The sequence below is a fragment of the Variovorax sp. CAN15 genome (genome assembly GCF_030462475.1).
Taxonomy (GTDB): Bacteria; Pseudomonadota; Gammaproteobacteria; order Burkholderiales; family Burkholderiaceae_C; genus Variovorax.
On record NZ_JASMRZ010000001.1, the window covers coordinates 208,291 to 233,013 of the forward strand.

Here is a 24,723-nt window from a genome sequence, read left to right on the forward strand (position 1 = left end):
TGTGTTTGAAAATCAGACACGACATTTGTCTGGATCGACTACATCGCCCGATCGGCGGATCGGGAAATCTCTTGTGGATCAACGCGCGGGCGCACTGGCATGCCCCATGCAAAGCACAGCCGATCCGATCCACAACACGCGCGGAATCATCGCGGGCCACCGCTCTTCCCGTTCCGCGCCCGGAGACACCATGGACACCCTTCTTCAATCTCGCGCAGATGCGCCCAAGGCGCACGACAGCGTCGCCGCCTGGTTCGACCCGCTGCTGTCCGAAAGGCTCGCGCAAGCCGGCTTCGGCACGCTGGAACAGCTGACGCAACGCATCAACGATGCCGGCCTGACCTGGTGGTATCCGGTGCGGGGCATCGGCGTGAGGCGCGCCGAGCGCGTCGTGCAGTGGCTGCATGAGCAGCAGCAGAGCACGGGCATGGCGGTGAACCTGCGCGGCCTGCGCGAACACGCGCGGGCGCGGTCGCCGTCGTGCGCCGACGCCTAGGCTGCGGCGGAGTGCGGCTCGGATAATGCGGGCTTCGTGTCAGCAGCAACAAGGCAAGGATGAGCGCCGCGGATTTTCTTTTTTCTCCCGAAGTACAGAAGCTGCTCACGGTCTTGTATGCGGCGCCGGCCGATGAGCAGTTCCCGACCGCCGAACTCGCGCGGCGCGCCAGGCTGGCGGAACCTGAAGCCACGGCCACCGTCGGGCATCTGGTCGGCAGCGGCATCGTGAAGCGCCAGGCCGCGAAGGCCGAGCAGCCCGAGACCATCCAGATCGACCGCTCCTTCGTCTTCCACGACCAGTTGCGCAGCATCGCGCTGCGATCCTTCGCCGCGGCGGAGCCGATCCGCTCCATGCTGCGCTCCAGGTTCAAGGACTCCGTCGTGCGCGCCTTCGTGCTTGGCGAGGACGCGCAAGGCACCATCGAGCTGCTGGTAGCGCACGGCCAGCTGGTGCCCGACGAGGCCGCCATGGCGGCGGCCTGCCAGAAGCTGTCGAAGTCCATGGGACGGCATCTGAAGGTGCACGTCATTCCGCTTGCCCGGCTCAACGGGATGTCGCCGCGCGATCCGCTGGCCCCGAAGCTTTCCGCAAGCACCGTGCACGAGATCGTCGCGCTCGGGGACACCAAGGCGGCACTGCCCGTCGAACGCGGCGGGCTTCTGCAGGCGGCCAGGAAGAGGCTGGCGACGCTGGGCAGGCCGCAATAAGTGCGAAGGGCCTGCCCTCGAAAGAGCAGGCCCTTCAATCACGAACCGGAAAGACCGGCTTCAGAACGGAATGTCGTCATCCATGTCGTCGAAGCCCGACGACGACTTGGCCGGCGCCTGGCGCGGAGCCGGCGCCGGCGCGCGCGGTGCGGCCGCGGGTGCGCGCGGGGCGTAGCCGCCACCGCCACCACCACCGCCGCCTTGCGAGTAGCCGCCACCACCGCCGTAGCCACCGTCGTCATCGCCAGGACCCGACGGACCACCCTGGCCCTGGCGGCTGCCCAGCATCTGCATCTGGTCGGCGCGGATTTCGGTGGTGTACTTTTCGATGCCGTCCTTGTCGGTCCACTTGCGCGTGCGCAGGCTGCCTTCGACATAGACCTGCGAGCCCTTGCGCAGGTACTGGCCGGCGATTTCGGCCAGGCGGCCGTTGAAGACGATGCGGTGCCACTCGGTGGCCTCGCGCATTTCGCCGCTTTGCTTGTCCTTCCAGCGATCGGTGGTGGCCACGGTGACGTTCGCGACCTGGTCGCCGCTCGGGAATGTACGCATCTCGGGGTCGCGCCCCAGATTGCCGACGACGATGACTTTGTTGACCGATGCCATATTCACTGCCCCTGATAAGTAGATGGAGGAGAAGGTTGAGAAGAACCCTCGATTGTGCCCCAAGGCGACCGGCCTCATTCCCGCGTGGTGCCAGAATGGGCCCTAGCGATGAACCGGGAACCTGACTTTTTCGAGCATCTGCGCGCCGAGCTGTCCAGCGGGCGCGTCTGGCTCGACCGCGCGATCGTGCTGGGCTACGCCATCGCGGCGGGCCTCTTCGTGGTGGGATTCACGCTGGCCAGCGACTGGGTCTTCAGCCAGTTCCACCGCTTCTACCGAGCGTGGCCCTGGGCGGTGCTTCTGACCACGCCGCTGATCACGGCCGGCATCGTCTGGTTCACGCTGCGATTCTTTCCCGGCGCGGCGGGCTCGGGCATTCCGCAGATCAAGGCCGCGCTGCMCCCTGCCCTGCCCGGCGAGCGGCGCTTCGTGTTCGCCTCGCTGCGGCTGACGGTCGCCAAGATCGGGCTGGGCGTGGCGGGCTTCGCGGCCGGCCTGTCGATCGGGCGCGAGGGGCCTTCGGTGCAGGTGGCGGCGGGTGTGATGCAGCATGCGCGGCGCTGGCTGTCGCCCAACACGGCCATCGACGGGCGGGCGCTGCTGGTGGCCGGCGGCGCGGCCGGTATCGCGGCGGCCTTCAACGCGCCGCTGGCGGGCGTGGTGTTCGCCATCGAGGAACTCTCGGGCCGGCTGGAGGCGCGCTCCAGCGGGCTGATCATCACGGCCATCGTGCTGGCGGGCCTGGTGGCGGTGTCGGCCTTCGGCAACGCCAGCTATTTCGGCGTGATCCGCGTGCCCCGACTGGGCTGGGACGTGCTCGGGCCCGGCCTGCTGGTCACGCTGCTGAGCGGCGCCGCGGGCGGCCTCTTCGCGCGGCTGCTGATCGCGTCGCTCACCAGCACCGCCGGGCGCCTCAACCGCTGGCGGGCGCGCTTTCCGGTGCGCTTCGCGGCCATCGGCGGACTGGCGGTGGCCGTCATCGGGCTGGTCACGGGCGGCGTCACCTTCGGCGCGGGCTCGGAGGCGGTCAAGCAGATGCTGCAGGGGCACGACGAGCTCACGCCGCTCTACACCGTGCTCAAGTTCGTCGCCACCTGGCTCACGGCGTGGTGCGGCGTGCCTGGGGGCATCTTTGCGCCGGCTCTGTCGATCGGCGCGGGCATCGGCGACGCGGTGGCCCGGTTCGCAAGCAGCGAGCACGGGCCGGCGCTCATCGCCATGGGCATGGCCGGCTTCCTCGCGGCGGTGACGCAGGCGCCGCTCACCGCCTTCATCATCGTGATGGAAATGGTCGACGGCCACTCGATGGTGCTGAGCCTGATGGCCGCTGCCATGCTGGCCAGCCTGGTCTCGCGCATGATCAGCCGGCCGCTGTACGACACGCTGGCCGAGCACATGGTGGGCCGGGCGATCAGCACCTCCGGCGGCACCGAAGCGGTGCACCCGCCGCCTGCAGAAACCCCGAAGTCCGAACCACCGGTTCCCTCCGGCTCGCCATGAAATCGTCGGCGGTCTATCATGTCCGGTTGCCCTCGGACGATCGCCTCCCTTGAATCCAAAAGCCAAAGCCCTCACCGCAGCCGACGCGGAAAGCGCTCGCGACGCTGAACTCGAACGCAACACCTACCTCGGCGCAGTGCTGGCGCAGCAGCGCATCAGCATCCGCGGCGCGCGCACGCACAACCTGAAGAACGTCGATCTCGACATCCCGCGCAACAAGCTGGTGGTCATCACCGGTTTGTCGGGCTCGGGCAAGTCGAGCCTGGCCTTCGACACGCTGTATGCCGAAGGGCAGCGGCGCTACGTCGAGAGCCTGTCGGCCTATGCGCGGCAGTTCCTGCAGCTCATGGACAAGCCCGACGTCGACGTGATCGAGGGCCTCTCGCCCGCGATCAGCATCGAGCAGAAGGCCACCAGCCACAACCCGCGCTCCACCGTGGGCACGGTGACCGAGATCCACGACTACCTGCGCCTGCTGTTCGCGCGCGCCGGCACGCCCTACTGCCCCGAGCACCACCTGCCGCTGCAGGCGCAGACGGTGTCGCAGATGGTCGATGCGGTGCTGGCACTGCCCGACGAGCCGCGCCTGATGATCCTGGCGCCCGTGGCGCGCGAGAAGAAGGGCGAGTTCCTCGAGCTCTTCGCCGAGATGCAGGCCGCGGGCTACGTGCGCTTCCGCGTCGACGGCCAGATCTACGAATACAACGACCTGCCCAAGCTCAAGAAGACCGAGAAGCACGACATCGACGTCGTCATCGACCGCCTTCGCGCGCGCCCCGACATGCAGCAGCGCCTGGCCGAGAGCTTCGAGGCCGCGCTGCGCCTTGCCGAGAGCCGTGCCATCGCGCTGGAGCTGGGCACAAGACCGGAAGGCAGCGCCGATGGCGCTGCGGGCACTCCCGACAAGGAGCACCTGTTCAACGCCAAGTTCGCCTGCCCGATCTGCCACTACTCGCTGTCGGAGCTGGAGCCGCGCCTGTTCTCGTTCAACTCACCCGTGGGCGCGTGCCCGACCTGCGACGGCCTGGGCAACCGCGAGGTGTTCGACCCGGCGCGGGTGGTGGCCTTTCCCTCGCTGTCGCTGGCCAGCGGCGCCATCAAGGGCTGGGACCGCCGCAACGGCTACTACTTCAGCATGATCGAGAGCGTCGCCAAGCACTACAAGTTCGACGTCGACGCGCCCTTCGAATCGCTGCCCGCCTCGGTGCAGCAGGTGCTGCTGCACGGCTCGGCGGCGGAAGAGATCAAGTTCAACTACACGATGGAGTCGGGCAACTTCGCGGGCAAGAAGCTCACGAAGAAGCATCCCTTCGAGGGGATCATCCCGAACATGACGCGGCGCTACCGCGAGACCGACTCGGTGATGGTGCGCGAGGACCTCGCGCGCTTCCGCAACCTGCAGCCCTGCCCCGACTGCGGCGGCTCGCGCCTTCGCCCCGAGGCGCGCAACGTGTTCCTGGTCGACGAGAGCACGTCCGACAACGGCGCCGAGCGCCCGCGCATGGCAATCTTCGAACTCAGCCGCCTCACGCTGCGCGATTCGCTCGACTGGTTCCAGAAGCTCAAGCTGCGCGGCGCCAGGGCCGAGATCGCCGACAAGGTGGTGCGCGAGATCGGCCTGCGCCTGAAATTCCTCAACGACGTGGGCCTGAACTACCTGAGCCTGGACCGCAGCGCCGAGACGCTCTCGGGCGGCGAGGCGCAGCGCATCCGCCTCGCGTCGCAGATCGGCTCGGGCCTCACGGGCGTGATGTACGTGCTCGACGAGCCCAGCATCGGCTTGCACCAGCGCGACAACGACCGGCTCATCGGCACGCTGAAGCATCTGCGCGACATCGGCAACAGCGTGATCGTGGTCGAGCACGACGAGGACATGATCCACGCCGCCGACCACGTGATCGACATGGGCCCCGGCGCCGGCGTGCACGGCGGGCGCGTGATGGCGCAGGGCACCTACACCGAGGTTTCGTCCAACCCCGATTCGCTCACCGGCCAGTACCTCTCGGGCGTTCGAAAAATCGAAGTGCCGAAACACCGCACCGCCTGGCTGCCGGCGACGAAGCAGCCCGCCTTCCACGAAGGAAAGAAGCCCCCGCGCTTTCCGCCCAGCCCCGCCGCCGAGCGCCGCGCCGCGCGCGAAGCGGCGCATCTCGCCACGCAGACCGACCTGCAGGAAATCCGCGTGGTCGGCGCCACCGGCAACAACCTGAAGAACGTGAGCGTCGCCTTCCCCGTGGGCCTGCTGACCTGCGTGACGGGCGTGTCGGGCTCGGGCAAGTCCACGCTGGTGAACGACACGCTCTACTCGGCGGTGGCGCGCACGCTCTACCGCGCGCACGAGGAGCCGGCCGCGCACGAATCGGTGGAAGGCATCGAGTACTTCGACAAGGTCATCAACGTCGACCAGAGCCCCATCGGCCGCACGCCGCGCAGCAACCCGGCCACCTACACGGGCCTGTTCACGCCCATCCGCGAACTCATGGCCGAGACCAACACCGCGCGCGAGCGCGGCTACGGCCCGGGCCGCTTCAGCTTCAACGTGGCGGGCGGGCGCTGCGAGGCCTGCCAGGGCGACGGCGTGGTCAAGGTCGAAATGCACTTCCTGCCCGACGTGTACGTGCCCTGCGAGGTCTGCCACGGCCAGCGCTACAACCGCGAGACGCTGGAAGTGCTCTACAAGGGCAAGAACATCGCGCAGATCCTGGAGATGACGGTCGAGGCCGCGCACGATTTCCTGAAGGCCGTGCCCACCATCGAGCGCAAGCTGCGCACCCTGCTCGACGTGGGCCTGAGCTACATCAAGCTGGGCCAGTCGGCCACCACGCTCTCGGGCGGCGAGGCGCAGCGCGTGAAGCTGGCGCTCGAGCTCAGCAAGCGCGACACCGGCCGCACGCTCTACATCCTCGACGAGCCGACCACCGGCCTGCACTTCGCCGACATCGAGCTGCTGCTGAAGGTGCTGCACCAGCTGCGCGACGCGGGCAACACCATCGTCGTCATCGAGCACAACCTCGACGTCATCAAGACCGCCGACTGGCTCATCGACATGGGCCCCGAAGGCGGCGCCGGCGGCGGCACGGTGGTGGGCCAGGGCACGCCGGAGGACATCGCGGCGAACGAGGCGAGCCATACGGGGCGGTATCTGAAGCGATTGCTGGCAAGCTGATCGAGAGAGCGAGCTCAATCGTGCCCAATCGTCAATCCCCCAACAAACCTCGCTGACCGTTTTCGAACCAGGCCGAGTCGAAGCCGTCTGCCAAAAGGATCGGCTTGACGACGCTGGCGCCGGCCTCGTTCAACCTGCGCAAGTACTTCACCAACGTTTGTGCGTCCTCGGTGAGGATGTGCGTCAGCGATTCGCAGATTGCCTGAGCGATCAGCTTGATATCGTCCTTGACGGCGCTTCGGTCATCGCCGCTGTCTCTCTGGAGATCGCGCATGAGCAATCCAGCAGTCATGGCGTGGTCGATGTTGAACGGGAGCACCTCGAAATTGCGCAAAGGCAGATCGGTGACCGCCTGCTTGACCTGAAATTCCGATGCCGCAATTGCCGAAAGGTACAGTGGCACACCGCGTTTCAAGGCTTCCCGCAGATAGCTGACCGCAGCTTTATGGTGAGCACGCGCCGGATCAGCCAGCGAGATCAGGTAGCTCGTATCAAGCAGGATCGCGCTCACTCCTTGCCTCCACGAAGCTCGTCGATCCATGTCCCCGCGTCGGGCACGTCACGCCAAGCCTTGGCTCCTCGCTGGGTCAGGCGCTCGAGATCCTTTTCGTCGAACCGGCTTTCATGCTCGACGAACTCCAGCAATCTGGCACCTCGATACTCGCGCGTCCTGACGTTGTATTCGGCAACGATCCGCACCATCGCCGGCTTGTAAAGCCGATTGATCTTTTCGTCGCGCAGCATTTCACGCGCTGCATCAACAAGCAATGTCTTGCCGTCCGGAAGGCGAATATGGGCATTCGGTTTCGACTGCCCTCCCATGTCTTCGATCTCGCCACGTACATAGCGTTCGACACGCACCCACTGGTCCGCATCGTCGGCGTGGAAATCGGACTCGGCGCTGATCACAATGGCGACGGGCAGGAAATCCGCACCAATGCTCACGCGCCAGCGACGGCTGCCGCGTGCATTCTTCTGCCATCGCTCGATCACCGCTCGGCGCTTCGGGCCGATGTCATCCATCTCCTGACTGTAGGCAAGCTTTCGCAGGTCGCTCAACAGCATGGGATTGGCTGTGGGGGCCGTCCGAATGGCAAACGAACCCTTCTCGACTGAGACGTCGAGTGCACTGGTATCGACGCCGTTGTCATCCCCCCGCAGAAACTCATCCACGTCTTTTGCAAAGCTGCGTAGCACGGACAGGGGCACTCTGTCCGGCGAGATCTCATATCCAGCCGAGTCATCGTGCAACGCTATCAGCAACTCTTGCGCTTCCATCAGGGCATTCTAGATTCCGAAGCCGTTTCCTTGTAGCGGCACGTCCATGCATCGAACCATCGCAGGCACGAATGCACGCACCGCGCCACAATCGCGACCCATGCCTTCCTTCACGCCGCGCCAGTTCGTCATCCTCGTTCTTCTGACCCTCGCCTGGGGTTTCAACTGGCCGGTGATGAAGCTCGGCGTGGCCGACTATCCGCCGCTGGGCTTCCGCGCGATCTCGATCTGGCTGGGACTGCCGGTGCTGGCCGTCGCGCTGGTGTGGCTCAAGGTGCCGTTCCGCGTGCCGCGCAGCGCCTGGCCCGAGCTGGTGTGGCTGGGCGCCACCAACATGTTCGTCTGGCACGCCTGCATCATCCTCGCGGTGAAGGCGCTCTCGGGCGGACGCGCGGCGATCCTGGGCTACACGATGCCGGTGTTCTCCGCCGTCATCGGCGCGCTGCTGTTCTCGGCCGCGCTCACGCGGCGCGCGTGGCTGGGCGTGGGCGCCTGTGCGATCGGCGTGGGGCTCCTGCTGTGGCACGAGCTCACGAACCTCTCGGGCCGTCCCGGCTACGTGGCGCTGGCACTGGTGGCCGCCGCCACGTGGGCGCTGGGCACGCAACTGCTGCGCCACACGCGCATCGGCCTGCCGACGCTGACGCTCTCGTTCTGGATGACGGCGATGACCGCGGTGGTGATGACGGTGCTGTCGCTGCTGTTCGAGCGCGACCAGCTCTACTGGCCCAACGGCGTGACGTGGGCTTCCATCGGCTACAACGCGGTGCTGATCTTCGGCTTCGCGCACGCCGCGTGGTTCTACCTCGCGCGCGGCCTGCCGCCCATTGCGTCGACGCTGAGCGTGATGTTCATTCCGGTGCTCGGCGTGTTCAGCGGCGCGGTGTGGCTGGGCGAAGTCGTGCACTGGCAGGACTGGGTGGCGATGGTGCTGATGGTGGTCGCCATCGCCTCGGTGCTCTGGCCCTCGCGCAACGCGGCGAAGGCCTGAGCAGGCCTTCTTCTTTTCAGGTCGTCGTCTGCACGTGCAGGCGGCTGGTCTTGCAGCGGTGCAGCGCGCGGTAGTGCTCCAGCGGCCTGCCATTGGCGCCATAGGCAATCGACTCGATGCGCAGCAGCGGCTCCGGCTGCGGCAGGTTGAGCAGCTCGCAGGTGTCGGCATCGGGCAGCACGGCGTCGATCCAGCGTTCGGCGCGCACAAGCCGCAGCCCGTACTGGCGGCGCAGCACGTCGTAGAGCGAGCGGTCGTCCAGCCGCGTGCGGTGCAGGCCCGGCGCGAGGTCGGCCGGCACCACGGTTTCCACCAGCAGGCGCAGCTCGCCGTCCACGCTGCGCAGGCGCTTGAGCGCCACCACCTGCGTGTCGTCGGTCAGGCCGAGCGACGCGGCTTCCTGCTCGGTGGGTGCGCGCAGCTCCTGCGTGAGGATCTGCGTGCGCACCGAGCGGCCCTTGCGCTCCATCTCGTCGGAGAAGCCGAGCACGGTGGAGACGAAGTCTTCATCGCGCTCTCGTGCCGACACGAAGGCGCCGCGGCCCTTGATCTTGTAGATGAGGTTGTTGCGCACCAGGTCGGCCAGCGCCTCGCGCACCACGATGCGCGAGATGCCGAACTGCTCGCCCAGCTCGGCCTCGGACGGCAGCTTGGCGCCGATGGGCAGCACGCCCTGCAGGATCTGCATGCGAAGCGCGTCGCGGAACTGGGCCCACAGCGGGGACTCGGAGTCGCGGTCGAGCACGGTCGAAATTTCGGTCGGAGAGTTCACGTCGAGGGTTGGCCCAGGGCCTGAGGAGTCATCAATGATGCATCGAAAGATGCAGGCGCATCCGCGGCCACCGGCGAAAGCCGCACGCCGTGGCGCTCGCGCAGGGCGGTGGCACAGGCATGCAGCTCTGCGTGCTGCTGCGCTGCGTCCCAGCCCAGCGCCTCGGCCGCGATGCCCGCCATCTCGGCCAGCGCGGCATCGGTGACGAACCCGCGGATGGCCAGCAGCGTGCGGCGGATCACGAGGTCGTCCAGATGCACCACGCCGGTTTCGAGGCAAAGGTACGAAAGCTCGGCCACGGAGTAGCCGGGCGCATGGCGCAGCGGCATGTCGCCCGATGCGGCGAGGCGCTGCGCCAGCGGCAGCGCCTTCGATCCGTAGCGCTTCAGAAGCACCTGCGCGCGCGTGCGGCTCATGCCCGAGGCTCCGACCAGTCGATCGACAAAACGCTCCACCGCCTGCGCATCGGCCGGCAGCTCGGCACCGCCGCCGATGGGCAGCAGCTCGGTCGATGCGGTGCGCGGGCGGCCCAGCTGCCGCAGCACTTCGTTGGTGGCTTCTTCGGCGAGCGCGCGGAAGGTGGTCCACTTGCCGCCGACGAGGCCGACCACCGGAATGTCGCGCGTGGCGGTGGGCGGATCGAGCACCACCGAGTGGTCGCGCGAGATCTGCCCCGGCTTGTCGGCATCGGAGCGCGCGAGAGGCCGCACGCCGACGTAGGTGTAGACCACGTCGCCGCGGCCGAAGCGCAGGTTGGGGAACACCTCGGCCAGCACGTCGAGCAGGTAATCGACCTCCTCTGGCTCGGTCACGATCTTGTCGGGGTCGTCCACCGGGATGTCGGTGGAGCCCACGAGCACGCGGTCGAGGAAGGGATAGACGATGCACACGCGTCCGTCCACCGCCTCGAAGTACGCCATGCGGCCTTCCAGCGCGTCGCGCAGCGCGGGATGGTCGAGAACCAGGTGCGAGCCCTTGGTGCCCATCACGCGCGGGCCGGCGCCGCCGAGCACGGCGGTGCTGCGGTCCAGCCACGCGCCGCTGGCATTCACCACGGTGTCGGCCGTCACGCGCACCAGCGCACCGGTGATCTCGTCGCGCAGCGTGATGATGTTGCCCGCGCAGCCCATCACGCGGCAGTAGTTGGCGGCGGCCGAGCGCGGCTGGTCGCGGCAGGCATCGCCGATGAGTTCGAGGATGAGCCACTCGGGGTGGCTGATCCACGCATCGAAGAAGGTGGCCGTCCAGCGCACCGCCGCGCGGAACAGGCTGCGGTCATTCGGCGGCACGCGGCTGATGCGGTGGTTGGGCATCACTCGCTGGCGGCGGCCCAGCAGGTCGTACAGGCGAAGGCCCGCAGCCACCGCAAGCAGGCCGCGCGTTCGCTGCGGCGGCGTGCGGCCGAAGAACTTGAGCGCGCTGCTCATGAGCCCGCCGAAGAAGCTGGACAGCGGCACCACCGTCTTCAGCGGCTGCACCAGGTGCGGTGCGTTGCGCAGCAGGAGGTTGCGCTCGCGCGTGGCCTCGGCCACCAGCGAGAAGCTGCCGTTCTCCAGGTAGCGCAGGCCGCCGTGGATCATGCGCGAGGGCGCGCTGCTGGCGCCCGCGCTGAAGTCGCCCTTGTCAACGATGAGGCAGTCCACGCGCTGCAGGCACAGGTCGCGGAACACGCCCACGCCGTTGATGCCGGCGCCGACGATGACGGTCGAGAAGTGGCGATCCGCCAGCGAAGCCGGACGCACGAAAGGCAGTTGCCAGGCGCTCATTTCGCAGCTCCCGACAGATGGGAAAACACAGGAGACATGGTGTCGATCAGTTCGTTGAAGCCGGCGTTGAAATCGGCATGGGCGCGTGCCTCGGCGGCATCGGGTGCGACCGTGTCGCAGGGCGCGAGCAAGGCGCTGCCCTGCGCGGCGTGGTCGATGCCTTGCGACATGGCGGCGTAGATGGCTGCGCCGCGCGCGCCGGTTTCGTCGTCGGCGCAGCGTTCGACCGGGTGAGCCAGGAAGCCGGCGAGCAGGCGCACGAGGCGCGTGTCGCTCGCACCGCCGCCGAGCACGGTCGATGCGGACACGGGCAGGCCGCAGGCTGCAAGGCGCGCGGTGTGCCGCGCGTGCAGCGCGGCGACCGAATCGACGACCGCGCGCGCCATGTCGCCGCGCGTGTGGTGGCTCTTGAGCCCGACGAAGCCAGCCGTCACGCCGCCACCGCCGTTGACGAAAGGCAGGAAGCGCAGGCCGCCCGCACCCAGCGGCACCGACATCGCCAGGTCGACCACAGCGCGAGAATCGGGCAGCCCCAGCACGCCAGCCAGCCATGCGATGTTGGCCATCGACGACGGGCTGTTCTCCATGTAGAGCCGCTTGTCCTCGCGGCCGAAGTTCACGACGGCGGCAACATCGGGCTTGGGCTCGATCACAGGGCCGATCACCGCGTTCACGCACCAGGTGCCGAAGACCGACACCGCGCGGGCACGCTCTTGCGCGCAGATCGCGGTCATCGAGGCGAGCAGGTCGATGGCGCCCATCGCCACGGGGATGCCGGCAGGCAGGCCGCACAGCGCGGCTTCAGAAGGCCGCAGCTTGCCGATGACCTCGCCGCTCGGCACCAGCGGCCCGAAGACATGCGGCCCGAGGTCCGCGATGCCCGATGCATCGAAGGCCGCCTGCGACCACGTGCCCGTTGCGATCGACACCAACCCGGCAGTGCTTGCATCGCTGGCATCGGTCGCGATCTCGCCTGTCAGCAAAAAGCCGAGATAGTCCTTCGCGAACAGCAGCCGGCGCACCGCCCCGCGCTGCACGACATCGGTGCCCAGCAGCTCGGCCGCGATCGCGGTGGGCTGCCCCGGCCACGGCCTGCAGCCGACATCCGCGAACAGAGCGTCGCCATGGCCCAGTGAGAGCGAACGCGCACGCGCATCGGCGCGCTGGTCGGTCGACGCCACGGCCCGCCCGCCGACGAGTTCGTTGCGCGCATCGAGCGCATAGAGCCCCGCGCCGTGGCCCGTGCAGCCGATGGCGCGGACCTCGGCCACGCGGGCGCCGAGCTGGTGGGCGACGTCGCGCAGCACGTGGGTCAGGGCCGCGCGGATCGCCGTGGCGGCCACTTCGCATCCCCCTCCAGGCAGCCGGTCGTGCGGCAGTGGCATTCGGGACAGGGCGATGGAGCGGCCGCTCCCGGCTTCGAGGGCCAGGGCTTTCAGGCTGCTCGACCCCATGTCGATGCCGATCAGTATGTTTGGCTTCATGTCATAACAGCTTCGGCGGAATAAAAGCGCGTTGCCAGTAGCGTTTCCCCTAGTTATCCCGTCAAACGGGCAGCGCGTACATTCTAGCCTGTCATAACAACTGTCGTGACGCAGAGCATCAAAGCGCTGCCCTGAAAAGCAGCATCGCAAGCTGAGCCCACCCAACGTGAGGAGACAAAAAATGAGGCGTAATTTCCTGAAGTCCGCCGCGGCAGCCGGCATCGGCCTGGCCGGCGCCAGCGCATTCGCGCAGCAGCAGGCAGCAGCCCCCGCGGCCGGCGGCGGGCTGCGCGGCAACCCCAGCGACGTCTACGTGATGAACGTGATGGTGTCGGGGGTCGAGTACTGGTTTCCGGTCTACGAAATGATGAAGCAGCTCGGCCGCACGCTGGGCGTTCGCACCCGCTACACCGGCACGCCGGAGTACGACGTGAACAAGCAGCTCGCGTCCTTCGAGCAGGAACTGGCGCGCAAGCCCGCGGGCATCCTGCTGCACCCGATGAACCCCGACCCKTTCATCGAGCCGATCAACCGCGCCGCGGCGATGGGCATCCCGGTCGTCACCTTCGCGGCCGACTCGCCCAACTCCAAGCGCACCTCCTTCGTCACCTCCGACAACGACCGCGAAGGCAACCAGGCGGCCGACGCCATCGCCGCCTCGCTGGGCGGCAAGGGCGAATACGCGGTGCTGGAAAACCCCGGCCAGGACAACCACGACCGCCGCATCACCGCCTTCGTCAACCGCATGAAGGCCAAGCACCCCGGCATGAAGCTGGTGGGCCGCGCGGCCAGCAACCAGGACCCGAACAAGGCCTACCAGGCGGTGCTGAGCCTCGCGCAGGCCAACCCGAACCTGGGCGCCCTCTTCATGCCCGAGGCCAACTCGGCCCTGGGCGCGGCGCAGGCCAAGGTGGAGACCAAGAAGAACATCAAGGTGATGTGCTGCGACGTCAACGCCAAGATCCTCGACATGATCAAGTCGGGCGACGTGTTCGGCGCCATCAACCCCAACCAGGGCATGCAGGGCTACATGGGCATGATGATGCTGTTCCTGGCCAAGAACCCCACGCTCATCGACCCGATGAACGACGCCAAGCGCAACGGCACCAACCCGATGGCCGTGCCCTTCCTGGACAACGGCCTGTCGGTGGTCAGCAAGGCCAACGCCGACGACTTCTACTGGGACAAGTACCTCGCCCGCCGCGGCACCAAGGGAATCGGCGAGTGACCGCAGTGGGCGCATTGCTCGAACTGCGCGGCATCAGCAAGCGCTTCGGCGCTTCGCGCGCACTCTCGGGCGTGGACTTCTCGCTGCGCCGCGGCGAGATCCACGCCCTTTGCGGCGAGAACGGCGCGGGCAAGTCCACGCTGATGAACATCATCGACGGCATCCACCAGCCGGACGAGGGCACGATCGCGCTCGACGGCCAGGTGGTGGCCATCGACGGCCCCGCGCACGCGATGCGCCTGGGCATCGGCCTGGTCCACCAGGAGATCGCCCTGTGCGGCGACGCCACGGTGGCCGAGAACATCTTCATGCCGGAGATCAACGCCGGCAGGAGCGCGTGGATGAACTACGCGAGCCTCAACGAACGCGCAGCCAAGGTGCTCCAGCGCCTGGGGCAGGACGTGGACCCCGCCGCGCTGGTGAAGGACCTGAGCATCTCCACGCAGCAGCTCATCGAGATCGCGAAGGCGCTCACGCTCGACTGCAAGGTGCTGATCCTCGACGAGCCCACCGCCGCGCTCACCGACAACGAATCGGCCGCGCTCTTCAGGGTGCTGCACGACCTCAAGGCGCAGGGCATCGGCATCATCTACATCAGCCACCGCATGGCGGAGATCTTCGCGCACTGCGACAGCGTCACCGTGCTGCGCGACGGCCGCCACGTGCACACAGGCCCGCTGGCCGAACTCGACGCCGACGGCCTGGTGCGCCGCATGGTCGGGCGCGACCTGGGCAACTACTACCCGCCCAAGCAGGAAGAGCCGGCATCGGGCGAGCACGTGCTCGAGGTGACGGACATTTCCGACGGCGAGCGCGTGCACGGCGTGTCGTTCAGGCTGAAGCGCGGCGAGATCCTCGGCATCGCGGGCCTCATGGGCGCCGGCCGCAGCGAACTCGCCGAGACCATCTGCGGCCTGCGCACGGCGCGCGGCGGCAGCGTGCGCCTGCGCGGCAGGCCGCTCACCATCCGCAAGTACAGCGACGCGCTGCGCGAAGGCATCGCCTACCTCAGCGAAGACCGCAAGGCGGCGGGCGTGTACCTCGACCTGCCGATCGCGCAGAACATCGCCTCGATGGCGCTCGCGCGCGTCAGCTCGCGCTTCGGCCTGCTGCAGCGCGCGGCCGAACACAAGCTGGCGGTGAGCCTCGGGGCGCGGCTCAAGCTCAAATCGGACGGCGTGGACATCGACGTGGCCAGCCTCTCCGGCGGCAACCAGCAGAAGGTGGCCATCGCCAAGCTGCTGGCCACCAACCCGTCGGTGCTGCTGATGGACGAGCCCACGCGCGGCGTGGACGTGGGCGCCAAGTCGGAGATCCACCACATCCTGCGCGACCTGGCCGGCCAGGGCGTGGGCGTGATCGTGATCTCCTCGGAGCTGCCCGAGATCATCGGCCTGTGCGACCGCGCGCTGGTGATTCGCGACGGCCGGCTCGCCGGCGAGGTGCAAGACAAGGACATGACGGAAGAGGCCCTGCTGCGGCTGGCCTCGGGACTTTGCGAAGAGGAAACGACAGCATGAACTACCCAGCACAACTGGACGCGGGAGCCGCCGGCCTCGCGCCACGACAGACGACCGAGGGAGGAGGCAAAGGAGACCCCGTGAAACCCGCCAGCAGACTCGCCAGCATGCGCGAGCTGGGCCTGTTGATCATCATCGCCGCGCTGTGCGTGGGCATGAGCTTCGCGTCGCCCTACTTCCTCACATGGGACAACGTGCGCGCGATGCTGCTGTCGTTCTCCATCGAGGGCATCGTGGTGGTGGGCATGACCATCCTGCTGATCGTGGGCGGCATCGACCTGTCGGTGGGCTCGGTGGTGTGCTTCGCGATGGTGGTCACCGGCAAGCTCTTCCTCATGGGCTTCGACCCGTGGACGGCGGGGCTCATCGCCATTGCCGCAAGCGCCGGCATCGGCGCGATGATCGGCGGCTGCGTCACGCGCATCGGCCTGAACCACTTCATCGCCTCGCTGGCCTTCATGGTGATCGTGCGCGGCCTGTGCCTGGCGCTCACGCAGGGCACGCCGCAGTCGCTGTTCTCGCTGCCGGCCGAGTTCAAGTTCATCGGCCAGGGCACGCTCTTCGGCGTTCCGGCGGTGATCCTGATCTTCCTGGCCATCGTGGTGGTGAGCGACTTCGTGCTGCGCCGCTCCTCCCTCCTGCGCCGCGTGTTCTACACCGGCAGCAACGAGAAGGCGGCGCTCTATTCCGGCATCCGCGTGGGCCACGTCAAGTTCTGGGTCACGGTGCTGTGCGCGGCCTCGGCGGGCCTTGCGGGCGTGATCTACACCGCGCGCTTCGGTGCCGCCACGCCCACCTTCGGCGTGGGCATGGAGCTCAACGTGATCGCCGCCGCGGTGATCGGCGGCGCCAGCCTCAAGGGCGGCTCGGGCACGGTGCTCGGCGCGGTGCTGGGCCTGGCGCTGCTGTCGGTGGTGACCAGCTCGCTGATCCTGCTGGACGTGTCGCCTTACTGGCAGGACGTGATCAAGGGCCTGATCCTGCTCGCGGCCGTGACCATCGACCACCTCATGAACACGAGAAAGACCAAGCGATGAGCAACAGCAGCACCATCAACGCATCGAACATGAAGAAGACCGTTCTCGGCCCCTCGGGCATCGAGTGCTCGGCCATCGGCCTGGGCACGTGGGCCATGGGCGGATGGATGTGGGGCGGCGGCGACAACGCGGCCGCCGTGCTCGCGATCCAGGCCTCGCTGGACGCGGGCGTGAACCTGATCGACACCGCGCCCGCCTACGGCCTGGGCCGCTCCGAGAGCATCGTCGGTACCGCGCTCAAGGGCCGCCGCCACGAGGCGGTGATCGCCACCAAGTGCGGGCTGGTGTGGCACACCCAACAGGGAACGCACTTCTTCGAAGAAGACGGCCATCCGGTGTACCGCTACCTCGGGCGCGAGTCGATCATTCATGAAGCCGAAGAGAGCCTGAAGCGCCTGCAGACCGACTACATCGATCTCTACATCACGCACTGGCAGGACGCCACCACGCCCGTGGCCGAAACCATGGACGCGCTGCTCGAGCTCAAGAAGCAGGGAAAGATCCGCGCCATCGGCGTGAGCAACGTGAGCCCCGAGACGCTGGCCGAGTACCTGCGGTACGGTCCTGTCGACGCGGCCCAGGAACGCTACAGCCTGATCGACCGCGAGATCGAGCAGACGCTGGTGCCGCTTTGCACCGAACACAACGTAGCGGTGCTGGGTTACTCCTCGCTCGCGCTGGGCCTGCTCGCCGGCCCCATCGACCCCGAACGCAAGTTCACCGGCGACGACCAGCGCGCCGCCAACCCGCGCTTCAGCGCGCAGAACCGCGCGAAGCTCAAGGCCTTCTTCGAGGAGCTGGAGCCGCTGCGCAGGCAGCTCGAGTGCTCCTTCGGCCAGCTGATGATCGCCTGGACGCTGGCGCGCGGCAGCGTGTCGGTGGCGCTGTGCGGCGCACGCGCGAGCAAGCAGGCCATCGAGAACGCGGGCGCGGGTTCGGTGCGCCTGCACGACGAGGCGCTGCGGCTCATCGACGGCGCGGCAAGCAGGCACCTGGGCTCGCTCGGCTGAGCCCTCTTCTTTTTCCGTCACACACCAACAAGCAAGGATTTCTTTCGTATGTCGAAGGACAAGACCGCACGCCTGAACCGGCTGCTCAACAACGGGCGCTGCCTGGACATCGCGCTCGACCACGGCGTGTGCAACGAGCCCAGCTTCCTCGAGGGGCTGGAAGACATGCCCTCGGTGATGGAACGCCTGCTGGCCGCCGGCCCTGACGCGATCCAGCTCAACTATGGCCAGTCCGACCTGCTGCAGGACCGCCCGGGCCGCGACAAGCCTGCCCTGGTGATGCGCATCGACATGGGCAACCCCTACAACGCCACGCGGCACCGCGTGATGTGGGCCGTGCTGCAGAACGAGCACGACCCGGTGCTGCCGGCCGTGCAGCGCGACGCCGCCTGCGTGGTGGTCAACCTCTTCATGCTGCCCGACGAGCCCGACCTGTTCCGCCAGTGCGTGCAGAACATCGCCCGCGTGCGCGCCGACTGCGACCGCTACGGCATGCCGCTGATGATCGAGCCGCTGGTGATGCAGGCGCCCTCCGCCGGCAGCCGCTACTCGGTGGACGGCGACGCCGAGAAGATCGTCACGCTGGTGCGCCTGGCGCGCGACATGGGCGCCGACATCATCAAGGCGGACCCCACCACCGACCCCGCGGACTTCCACCGCGTGGTGCAGGCCGCGCGCTGCCCCGTGCTCGTGCGCGGCGGCGGCCGCGAAGACCTGCAGCAGGTGTTCGCGCGCTCGCGCGTGCTGATGGACGAAGGCGCCGTCGGCATGGTGTACGGACGCAACGTCTACCAGCACGGCAATCCGTCGGCGGTGGTGGACGCGCTGATGGCCATGATCCACCGCGGCGCCAGCGCCAAGGAGGCATGGGACATCTACGAATCGGGTGGCGCGAAATGACATGACGAAGACGCGCCCTCCTTAGGAGGAAGAAAGAAGGAAGAGAGCTCACGGCGGGCGGCGGATGCGTCGCCCGCCGGGGTGCGTCCTGCGCGCGCGTTTTGCATCGCGCCTGCGCAGGCGGGCAAGGAAGAGACAAAGCGACAAGAGCAACACGGAGTTAGTTGGCCAAGAAGAAAACGGTTCCCCTGCGGACTTCAAACAACCTGGAGGCGACGATGAAAATCCGGTATTACTTGATGGCGTTCCTGCTGCCGTTCGTCACGCTGCTAACGCACGCGGCAATCACCGGGGTCAGTCCGATGACGACCCTGAACAACATGGCGACGGCAATGGCCGAAGCCGTGGCCGACCCGCTGCCGCTGCAGGGGCCGGGCCTGGGCAATCTCACCTACACATCGGCCGAGCTGTTCAAGCCCGTGTCGATGATCACCAGCGCGGCGCACCCGCTGGACCCGGCGCACAGCAGCGCCTACGAGTCGCGCGAGGTTCCCGCCACCTACCCGGGCCGCAAGGACTACGGCATGAACGCGGGCATCATGGTCAACGGCTACTTCCTGACCTCCTTCGCGCCGGACAGCGGCCTGGGCCCGGGCGGCTTCCTTGTGTACGACATCTCGAACCCCCGCCAGATCAAGCTGGTGAAGAAGATCTACGAGCCCGAGGGCCGCACGCAGGAGTTCCGCGAGACGCACTCCTTCGGCACCGCGAAGATCGGAGGCAAGACCTACGTGACGCTGCCCAGCATCAACGGCATCGAGTTCTGGGATTTCACCGACGTCAACGACATCAAGCAGGTGAAGAAACTGGCGCTGCCCGGCGTCAACGGCGGCGACTACGAGAACGTGGCCTGGCAGCTGTGGTGGCAGGCGCCCTACGTGTACGTGGCCTCGGCGGGCCGCGGCATCTTCATCGTCGACGCCTCTGACCCCGCCAACGCGGTGGTGGCGAACCGCGGCGCGAACAAGCCCAATCCGGTGCCCACGGGCGAACTCGGCGGCTTCCGCGTCGGGCCGATCTTCACCATCGGCAACCACATGGTGCTGAGCTCGATGGACAACACCGCGGGCTTCTCCAGCCTGGACATCTCCGATCCGCTGAACCCCAAGGTGCTGGACGCGGTGGGCTCCAACCCCAACTATTACGCCACCTGCTTCGACGGCAAGACCCTGCACGCCTCGGCGCGCGGCGGCGGCGCGAAGATGTACAGCTACGACCTGAGCGACCGCTCGCACTTCCTGGCCGAGGACAACCGCCTCGTCATCGACGAGCAGCTCTATTGCGCCACGCAGGACAACTACGTCATCCAGGGCGCGCAGACGTACATCCACAAGGTCGACGTGAGCAATCCGCTGAACCACGTCGAGGTGGGCCGCGGCAGCATCCTGCGCGAGGACGACCCGAACTTCTCGCACTCCGACAACGGCCAGGTCGCGGCCTTCGGCAACCTGATCTTCGTGGGCAACGACCACGGCTCGGGCAGCGGCTTCGTCGTGCACCAGGTCGACCCCGACACCACCAAGCCCGAAGTGAGGCAGGTCTCGCCCGCCAGCAACGCGAAGCAGCAGGCGCTGACCTCGCGCATCGGCCTGGGCATGAGCGACAGCATCCTGCCCGAGAGCGTGAACTCCAACACCTTCATCGTGCGTCCGGTGGGCGGCAACACGCTGGCGGGCACCTACAGCGTGCAGCTAGGCATCATCAACTTCCACCCGGCGCAGCCGCTGCAGCCGGGCACCAGCTACGAGGTGTTCCTGCCGGCCAACGGCGTGAAGGACTATGCGGGCAACGCCATCGGCGCGGACTACAAGTCGGTGTTCCACACCGGCAACGCCGCCGAGATCGGCCTGATGCACTACTGGACGCTGGCAGGCAATCTCTCCGACCAGATCGGCAACAACAACGGCACGCCCGCCACGGGCGACGCCTTCGAGAGCATCGGCCTGAACTTCGCGAACCGCACGGCCGGCGTGACGCTCAAGAGCGACAGCGTGGCCACCGTGCTCGGCGGCAGCGCCACGGTGAGCTTCTACATGAAGACCACGCAGGCCGGCGGCGCCAACTCCTGGACCGCGCCCGGCATCTTCGGGCGCGACCAGCCCTCAGGTGCCGACGATGTCTTCTGGGGCTGGCTCGACAACGGCGGGCGCATCAAGCTCTCGGTGGGCAACGACGCCGGCACCGCCTCCACCGCGGCGGTGAACGACGGCAACTGGCACCACGTGGTGATGACGCGCGACGCCGCCTCCGGCGCGCAGGCCCTCTACGTGGACGGCGTGAAGACCTCCTCCACCGGCCCCACCGGCAACAAGGGCCTGTCGAACAAGTTCGCCGTACTCGGCCAGATCCAGGGCAACGCAGCGCTCTTCAAGGGCACGCTGGCGGAAGTGCGCGTCTATGGCCGTGTCCTCAGCGACACCGACGTGAGCACGCTGCGCAGCCAGGCCATCATCGGCGATCCGGGCATCGGCGGCGGGCCGAAGCTGGTCAACGGCCAGCTGGTGTTCAACCCGGCCACGCTGGGCAGCAGCGGCGCGCAGTACCGCTGGAACTTCGGCGACGGCACGCAGACGGCCTACTCGAACCAGTCGAACTACACCTACACCTACACGCGCCCCGGCCACTTCACGGTGACGCTGACGGTGAAGGACGCCAACGGCCGCGAGACTTTCTACACCTACAACCTCACGGTGATCATGCCGGTGACGGCGAATGCGCCCACGCACACCACCAACATCGCGGGCGACGCCAACTCGGTGTACTCGGTCAACCCCGACAGCGGCACGGTCGCCGCCCTCGACTCGCAGAGCCTGGTCAAGCGCTGGGAAGTGCGCGTGGGCGACGAACCGAAGACGCTGGCCGTCGGCCCCGACGGGCGCATCTGGGTCGCGGTGCAGGGCGAGGACAAGCTGGTGGTGCTCAACGCCGCCGACGGCAGCCTCTCGGCCACCGTGCCGCTGGCCTACGGCAGCGGCCCCTACGGCGTGGCCTTCACGCCCGACGGCACCAAGGGCCTGCTGACGATGGAGAGCAAGTCGGTGCTGATGAGCTTCAACCCGAGCAACGGCACGACCACCGGCGCGGTCGCGCTCGACGGCGCGCTGCGCGGCATCGCGGTCGAATCCGGCTCGCAGGTGGCCTACGTCACGCGCTTCAAGTCGAAGATGACGGGCGGCCAGCTGCACAAGGTGAACCTGCAGAGCATGAGCGCTATGAGCACGATCGCGCTGCCGGTGGACACCACCACGATCGATACCGAGAACCGCGCGCGCGGCGTGGCCAACTACCTGAGCCAGGTGGTGATCTCGCCCGACGGCGCCCGCGCCGTGCTGCCCTCGAAGAAGGACAACATCGTGCGCGGCAAATTCCGCGACGGCAACAACCTGGTGCACGACCAGACGGTGCGCTCCATCCTGTCGCAGGTCAACCTGCAGACGGCGGCGGAGGAGTTCGGCGAGCAGATCGACTTCGACGACCGGGCACCGGCGCGCGCGGCGCTCTTCTCACCCTCGGGCGACTACCTGTTCGTCGCGCAGATGGAAGGCAACCGCGTCGCGATCGTCGATCCGTACAGCCGCGCGGTGCGAGGCGAGATCAACGCCAGCAGCGCGCCGCACGGCCTGTACCTCGACGCGGTGCGCAAGCGCCTGTTCGTCAACAACTTCCTGGCGCGCTCGGTGACGGTGCACGACGTGGCTTCGGTGCTGTCGTCGCAGACCAATGTGCCGGTCTTCCTGCAGACGGTGTCGACGGTGGCCGCGGAACCCATGTCGGCGGCGGCGCTGCGCGGCAAGCAGGTGTTCTACAACGCCTCCGACCGCCGCATGAGCAAGGACAACTACATCTCCTGCGCGAGCTGCCACGCGGACGGCGGCGACGACGGCATGGTGTGGGACTTCACCCAGCGCGGCGAGGGCCTGCGCCGCACCATCAGCCTGCAGGGCCGGCGCGGCATGGGCCACGGCAAGCTGCACTGGACGGCCAACTTCGACGAGCTGCAGGACTTCGAGAACGACATCCGCAACGAGTTCGGCGGCACCGGCTTCCTGACCAACGCGGACTTCGCAGCCACCTCCGACCCGCTGGGCGCGCCCAAGGCCGGAAAGAGCGTGCAGCTCGACGACCTGGCGGCCTACCTGACTTCGCTGAACAAGTTCATGCGCAGTCCGGCACGCGCGGCGGACGGCAGCCTCAGCGTGGACGCGGCGCGCGGCCAGACCGTGTTCAACACGGCCCAGTGCGCGACCTGCCACACCGGCGCCACCTTCCGCGACGGCCTGCGGCACGACGTGGGCACCATCCAGGCCTCCTCGGGCAAGGGCCTGAACCAGCCGCTGGCGGGCGTGGGCTTCGACACGCCGACGCTGCTGGGCACCTGGAACACCACCGCGTTCTTCCACAACGGCCAGGCGGCCACGCTGCAGGACGTTCTCACGAGCGGCCACGGCAACGCCTCCAGCCTGCCGTCCAACGACGTGGTGGCGCTGCGCGAATACGTGCGTTCGCTCGACAACGACCCGACGCCGGTGGTCTCGCGCATCCGCTCGAACCACAGCAACCTGTGCGTGAACGTCAAGGGCGCCTCCACCGCCAGCGGCGCGACGGTGGTGCAGTGGCCCTGCGGCAATGACGGCAACGAGCGCTTCACCATGACGCAGACCAACGACGGCTTCGTGCAGTTCAAGGTCGAGCACAGCGGCCTGTGCCTGGCGCAGAGCGGCACCGCGACGACCAACGCCGCGGTGGTGCAGCTGGCCTGCTCGGCCGGCAACACCACACAGTGGAGCCTGGTCGGTTCGACCCTGCGCAACCGGGCCTCGGGCTCGTGCCTGGACGTGCCGAACAACGCGACCGCGCAGGACACCGCGCTGATCACCTGGACCTGCAACGGGGGCAACAACCAGAACTGGACACAACTTCAGTAAACCCCCAGGCTTCGCGCACTTCGTGTCGCGCGCGCCTTCCCCCTTCCGGGGGCAACACCTGCGGCCCGGCCAAGCCGGTTCCGCGGTGTTCCGCGAAGGAGCCGCCCGTTTTCACGGGCGGCTTTTTTCTTTGTGACGCCGCATCCGCTGCGCGTCAGCCATGACCTCCCACGTCATGGACCGTGCGCGGGCGCTCTGGGAAAGTACGTGCATCGAGCAGGCAATCAGTGGCTCGATTCACCAACCAACCAGGAGAAAACATCCCATGACCGGCTTCAACATCCTTCCCCTCGCGGTGGCCCTGCTGATCGGCGTCGCAGCCCTCGGCTCGTGCCTGGGCATCGGGCTGGTCGGCCAGAAGTTCCTCGAGAGCACAGCGCGCCAGCCCGAACTGGTCGACACGCTGCAGACCAAGTTCTTCCTGGTGGCGGGCGTGACCGACGGCGCGTTCATCATCGCCACCGGCATCGGCCTGTGGTTCGCGACGGCAAATCCCTTCGGCTGATCGGCCTGACCGGCCACGAGCACGAGGCGGCGCCCGGCGCCGCCTTGTGCCTCGGGCCGCTACACCGAGCGCGTGATACCGCCGTCCACCCGCAGGTTCTGGCCCGTGATGTAGCCCGCGCCTTCCGAGGCGAGAAAGCCGATGACGGCCGCGATCTCCGCGCTCTTGCCGTAGCGGCCCATCGGAATGCGCGAACGGAACTCGGCCTTCTCCGGCAGGCTGTCGATGAAGCCGGGCAGCACGTTGTTCATGCGCACGTTCTTCGCGGCGTAGGTGTCGGCGAAGAGCTTGGTGAAGGCCGCGAGGCCCGCGCGGAACACGCCCGAGGTGGGAAACACAGGGTCGGGCTCGAAGGCCGCGAAAGTGGAGATGTTGATGATGGCCCCGCCGCCCTGCTGCACCATCAGCGGCGCGACCAGCCGAGCGGGACGCACCGCGCTCAGCAGGTACACGTCCATGCCGCGATGCCAGTCTTCGTCGGTGATGTCGAGGATGGGCGCGCGCGGCCCGTGGCCTGCGCTGTTGACCAGCACGTCGACGCGGCCCCACTGCGCCACGACCTTGTCGACCAGCCGCTTCAGGTCGTCGTTCGACTGGTTCGAGCCCGTCACGCCGATGCCGCCGAGCTCGGCGGCCAGCGCCTCGCCCTTGCCCGACGACGAGAGGATGGCCACGCGGAAGCCGTCGTCAGCGAGCTTGCGCGCCGCGGCGGCGCCCATGCCGCTGCCGCCGGCGGTGACGATGGCTACTCTTTTCTGGTCTTCAGAAGACATTCGTGATTCCTTGGTTCATGCGAGAGAACGCATTTAGCCAAGGAATCCAGTCTCCC

Annotated in this window: 19 protein-coding genes; 12 read left to right on the forward strand and 7 right to left on the reverse strand. The window is 67.7% G+C overall.

The window, feature by feature from the left end; translation table 11 throughout:
* Positions 1-190: 190 nt before the first annotated feature.
* Entirely contained in the window at positions 191-496 is a 306-nt protein-coding gene (locus tag QMO14_RS00905; RefSeq protein ID WP_301503722.1) for a phage integrase family protein, read from the forward strand.
* Between the two features lie 59 nt (positions 497-555).
* Positions 556-1,206: a hypothetical protein gene (locus QMO14_RS00910; RefSeq protein WP_301503723.1), complete on the forward strand. Its 651-nt coding sequence runs from the start codon at positions 556-558 to the stop codon at positions 1,204-1,206.
* A gap of 60 nt (positions 1,207-1,266) precedes the next feature.
* On the opposite strand, the gene ssb is transcribed toward QMO14_RS00910, so the two are convergent.
* Entirely contained in the window at positions 1,267-1,812 is a 546-nt protein-coding gene (ssb, locus tag QMO14_RS00915) for a single-stranded DNA-binding protein (protein WP_301503724.1), read from the reverse strand.
* A 108-nt stretch (positions 1,813-1,920) separates the two neighbouring features.
* On the opposite strand from ssb, the gene QMO14_RS00920 reads away from it, so the two are divergent.
* A complete protein-coding gene (locus QMO14_RS00920) occupies positions 1,921-3,312 on the forward strand; it encodes a chloride channel protein (RefSeq protein WP_301503725.1) in 1,392 nt (463 codons plus the stop codon).
* A 136-nt stretch (positions 3,313-3,448) separates the two neighbouring features.
* A complete protein-coding gene (gene uvrA / locus QMO14_RS00925; RefSeq protein ID WP_301503899.1) occupies positions 3,449-6,478 on the forward strand; it encodes an excinuclease ABC subunit UvrA in 3,030 nt (1,009 codons plus the stop codon).
* 31 nt (positions 6,479-6,509) lie between these two features.
* On the opposite strand, the gene QMO14_RS00930 is transcribed toward uvrA, so the two are convergent.
* Positions 6,510-6,989 (reverse strand): PIN domain-containing protein, encoded by a 480-nt coding sequence (locus QMO14_RS00930; RefSeq protein ID WP_301503726.1) that lies wholly within the window; start codon positions 6,987-6,989, stop codon positions 6,510-6,512.
* Entirely contained in the window at positions 6,986-7,756 is a 771-nt protein-coding gene (locus tag QMO14_RS00935) for a hypothetical protein (RefSeq protein ID WP_301503727.1), read from the reverse strand. The genes QMO14_RS00930 and QMO14_RS00935 overlap by 4 nt, the downstream gene beginning before the upstream one ends.
* 100 nt (positions 7,757-7,856) lie before the next feature.
* On the opposite strand from QMO14_RS00935, the gene QMO14_RS00940 reads away from it, so the two are divergent.
* Positions 7,857-8,747, forward strand: coding sequence for a DMT family transporter (locus QMO14_RS00940; protein ID WP_301503728.1), 891 nt, complete (start codon positions 7,857-7,859; stop codon positions 8,745-8,747).
* A 16-nt stretch (positions 8,748-8,763) separates the two neighbouring features.
* Here QMO14_RS00940 and QMO14_RS00945 read toward each other — a convergent pair whose 3' ends face one another.
* Genes QMO14_RS00945 through QMO14_RS00955 form a run of 3 tightly spaced genes read right to left on the reverse strand, consistent with a single transcriptional unit; the run spans position 8,764 to position 12,769 of the window.
* Positions 8,764-9,519 (reverse strand): GntR family transcriptional regulator, encoded by a 756-nt coding sequence (locus QMO14_RS00945; protein ID WP_126022303.1) that lies wholly within the window; start codon positions 9,517-9,519, stop codon positions 8,764-8,766.
* Positions 9,516-11,285 carry a glycerol-3-phosphate dehydrogenase/oxidase gene (locus QMO14_RS00950; protein ID WP_301503729.1) on the reverse strand — a complete coding sequence of 590 codons (1,770 nt, stop codon included), beginning with the start codon at positions 11,283-11,285 and terminating at the stop codon, positions 9,516-9,518. Before QMO14_RS00950 ends, QMO14_RS00945 begins: the two co-directional genes overlap by 4 nt.
* Positions 11,282-12,769 (reverse strand): FGGY family carbohydrate kinase, encoded by a 1,488-nt coding sequence (locus QMO14_RS00955; RefSeq protein WP_301503730.1) that lies wholly within the window; start codon positions 12,767-12,769, stop codon positions 11,282-11,284. The genes QMO14_RS00950 and QMO14_RS00955 overlap by 4 nt, the downstream gene beginning before the upstream one ends.
* Positions 12,770-12,950: 181 nt before the next feature.
* Here QMO14_RS00955 and QMO14_RS00960 point away from each other — a divergent pair, with 181 nt between their 5' ends.
* The 7 genes from QMO14_RS00960 to atpE all read left to right on the forward strand — a co-directional run bounded on the left by QMO14_RS00960 (position 12,951) and on the right by atpE (position 23,894).
* Positions 12,951-13,997 (forward strand): substrate-binding domain-containing protein, encoded by a 1,047-nt coding sequence (locus tag QMO14_RS00960; protein WP_301503731.1) that lies wholly within the window; start codon positions 12,951-12,953, stop codon positions 13,995-13,997.
* Entirely contained in the window at positions 13,994-15,517 is a 1,524-nt protein-coding gene (locus tag QMO14_RS00965; RefSeq protein ID WP_301503732.1) for a sugar ABC transporter ATP-binding protein, read from the forward strand. Before QMO14_RS00960 ends, QMO14_RS00965 begins: the two co-directional genes overlap by 4 nt.
* A complete protein-coding gene (locus tag QMO14_RS00970) occupies positions 15,514-16,554 on the forward strand; it encodes an ABC transporter permease (RefSeq protein ID WP_301503733.1) in 1,041 nt (346 codons plus the stop codon). Before QMO14_RS00965 ends, QMO14_RS00970 begins: the two co-directional genes overlap by 4 nt.
* Positions 16,551-17,564 (forward strand): aldo/keto reductase, encoded by a 1,014-nt coding sequence (locus QMO14_RS00975; protein WP_301503734.1) that lies wholly within the window; start codon positions 16,551-16,553, stop codon positions 17,562-17,564. The genes QMO14_RS00970 and QMO14_RS00975 overlap by 4 nt, the downstream gene beginning before the upstream one ends.
* Positions 17,565-17,612: 48 nt before the next feature.
* Positions 17,613-18,464, forward strand: coding sequence for a class I fructose-bisphosphate aldolase (locus QMO14_RS00980; protein WP_301503735.1), 852 nt, complete (start codon positions 17,613-17,615; stop codon positions 18,462-18,464).
* A 218-nt stretch (positions 18,465-18,682) separates the two neighbouring features.
* Positions 18,683-23,389 (forward strand): RICIN domain-containing protein, encoded by a 4,707-nt coding sequence (locus tag QMO14_RS00985; RefSeq protein WP_301503736.1) that lies wholly within the window; start codon positions 18,683-18,685, stop codon positions 23,387-23,389.
* A gap of 265 nt (positions 23,390-23,654) precedes the next feature.
* Positions 23,655-23,894: a F0F1 ATP synthase subunit C gene (atpE, locus tag QMO14_RS00990; RefSeq protein WP_012745530.1), complete on the forward strand. Its 240-nt coding sequence runs from the start codon at positions 23,655-23,657 to the stop codon at positions 23,892-23,894.
* Between the two features lie 59 nt (positions 23,895-23,953).
* On the opposite strand, the gene QMO14_RS00995 is transcribed toward atpE, so the two are convergent.
* The gene (locus QMO14_RS00995) at positions 23,954-24,667 is read right to left on the reverse strand and encodes an SDR family oxidoreductase (RefSeq protein WP_301503737.1); all 714 of its coding nucleotides are present in this window, start codon (positions 24,665-24,667) and stop codon (positions 23,954-23,956) included.
* Between the last annotated feature and the right edge of the window lie 56 nt (positions 24,668-24,723).

Coding starts and splice junctions, on each gene's coding strand:
- QMO14_RS00950 (WP_301503729.1), bottom strand. CDS start 11,285: ATGAGCGCCTGGCAACTGCCTTTCGTGCGTCCGGCTTCGCTGGCGGAT.
- QMO14_RS00985 (WP_301503736.1), top strand. CDS start 18,683: ATGAAAATCCGGTATTACTTGATGGCGTTCCTGCTGCCGTTCGTCACG.
- QMO14_RS00980 (WP_301503735.1), top strand. CDS start 17,613: ATGTCGAAGGACAAGACCGCACGCCTGAACCGGCTGCTCAACAACGGG.
- atpE (WP_012745530.1), top strand. CDS start 23,655: ATGACCGGCTTCAACATCCTTCCCCTCGCGGTGGCCCTGCTGATCGGC.
- QMO14_RS00975 (WP_301503734.1), top strand. CDS start 16,551: ATGAGCAACAGCAGCACCATCAACGCATCGAACATGAAGAAGACCGTT.
- QMO14_RS00910 (WP_301503723.1), top strand. CDS start 556: ATGAGCGCCGCGGATTTTCTTTTTTCTCCCGAAGTACAGAAGCTGCTC.
- ssb (WP_301503724.1), bottom strand. CDS start 1,812: ATGGCATCGGTCAACAAAGTCATCGTCGTCGGCAATCTGGGGCGCGAC.
- QMO14_RS00905 (WP_301503722.1), top strand. CDS start 191: ATGGACACCCTTCTTCAATCTCGCGCAGATGCGCCCAAGGCGCACGAC.
- QMO14_RS00935 (WP_301503727.1), bottom strand. CDS start 7,756: ATGGAAGCGCAAGAGTTGCTGATAGCGTTGCACGATGACTCGGCTGGA.
- QMO14_RS00970 (WP_301503733.1), top strand. CDS start 15,514: ATGAACTACCCAGCACAACTGGACGCGGGAGCCGCCGGCCTCGCGCCA.
- QMO14_RS00995 (WP_301503737.1), bottom strand. CDS start 24,667: ATGTCTTCTGAAGACCAGAAAAGAGTAGCCATCGTCACCGCCGGCGGC.
- QMO14_RS00955 (WP_301503730.1), bottom strand. CDS start 12,769: ATGAAGCCAAACATACTGATCGGCATCGACATGGGGTCGAGCAGCCTG.
- QMO14_RS00940 (WP_301503728.1), top strand. CDS start 7,857: ATGCCTTCCTTCACGCCGCGCCAGTTCGTCATCCTCGTTCTTCTGACC.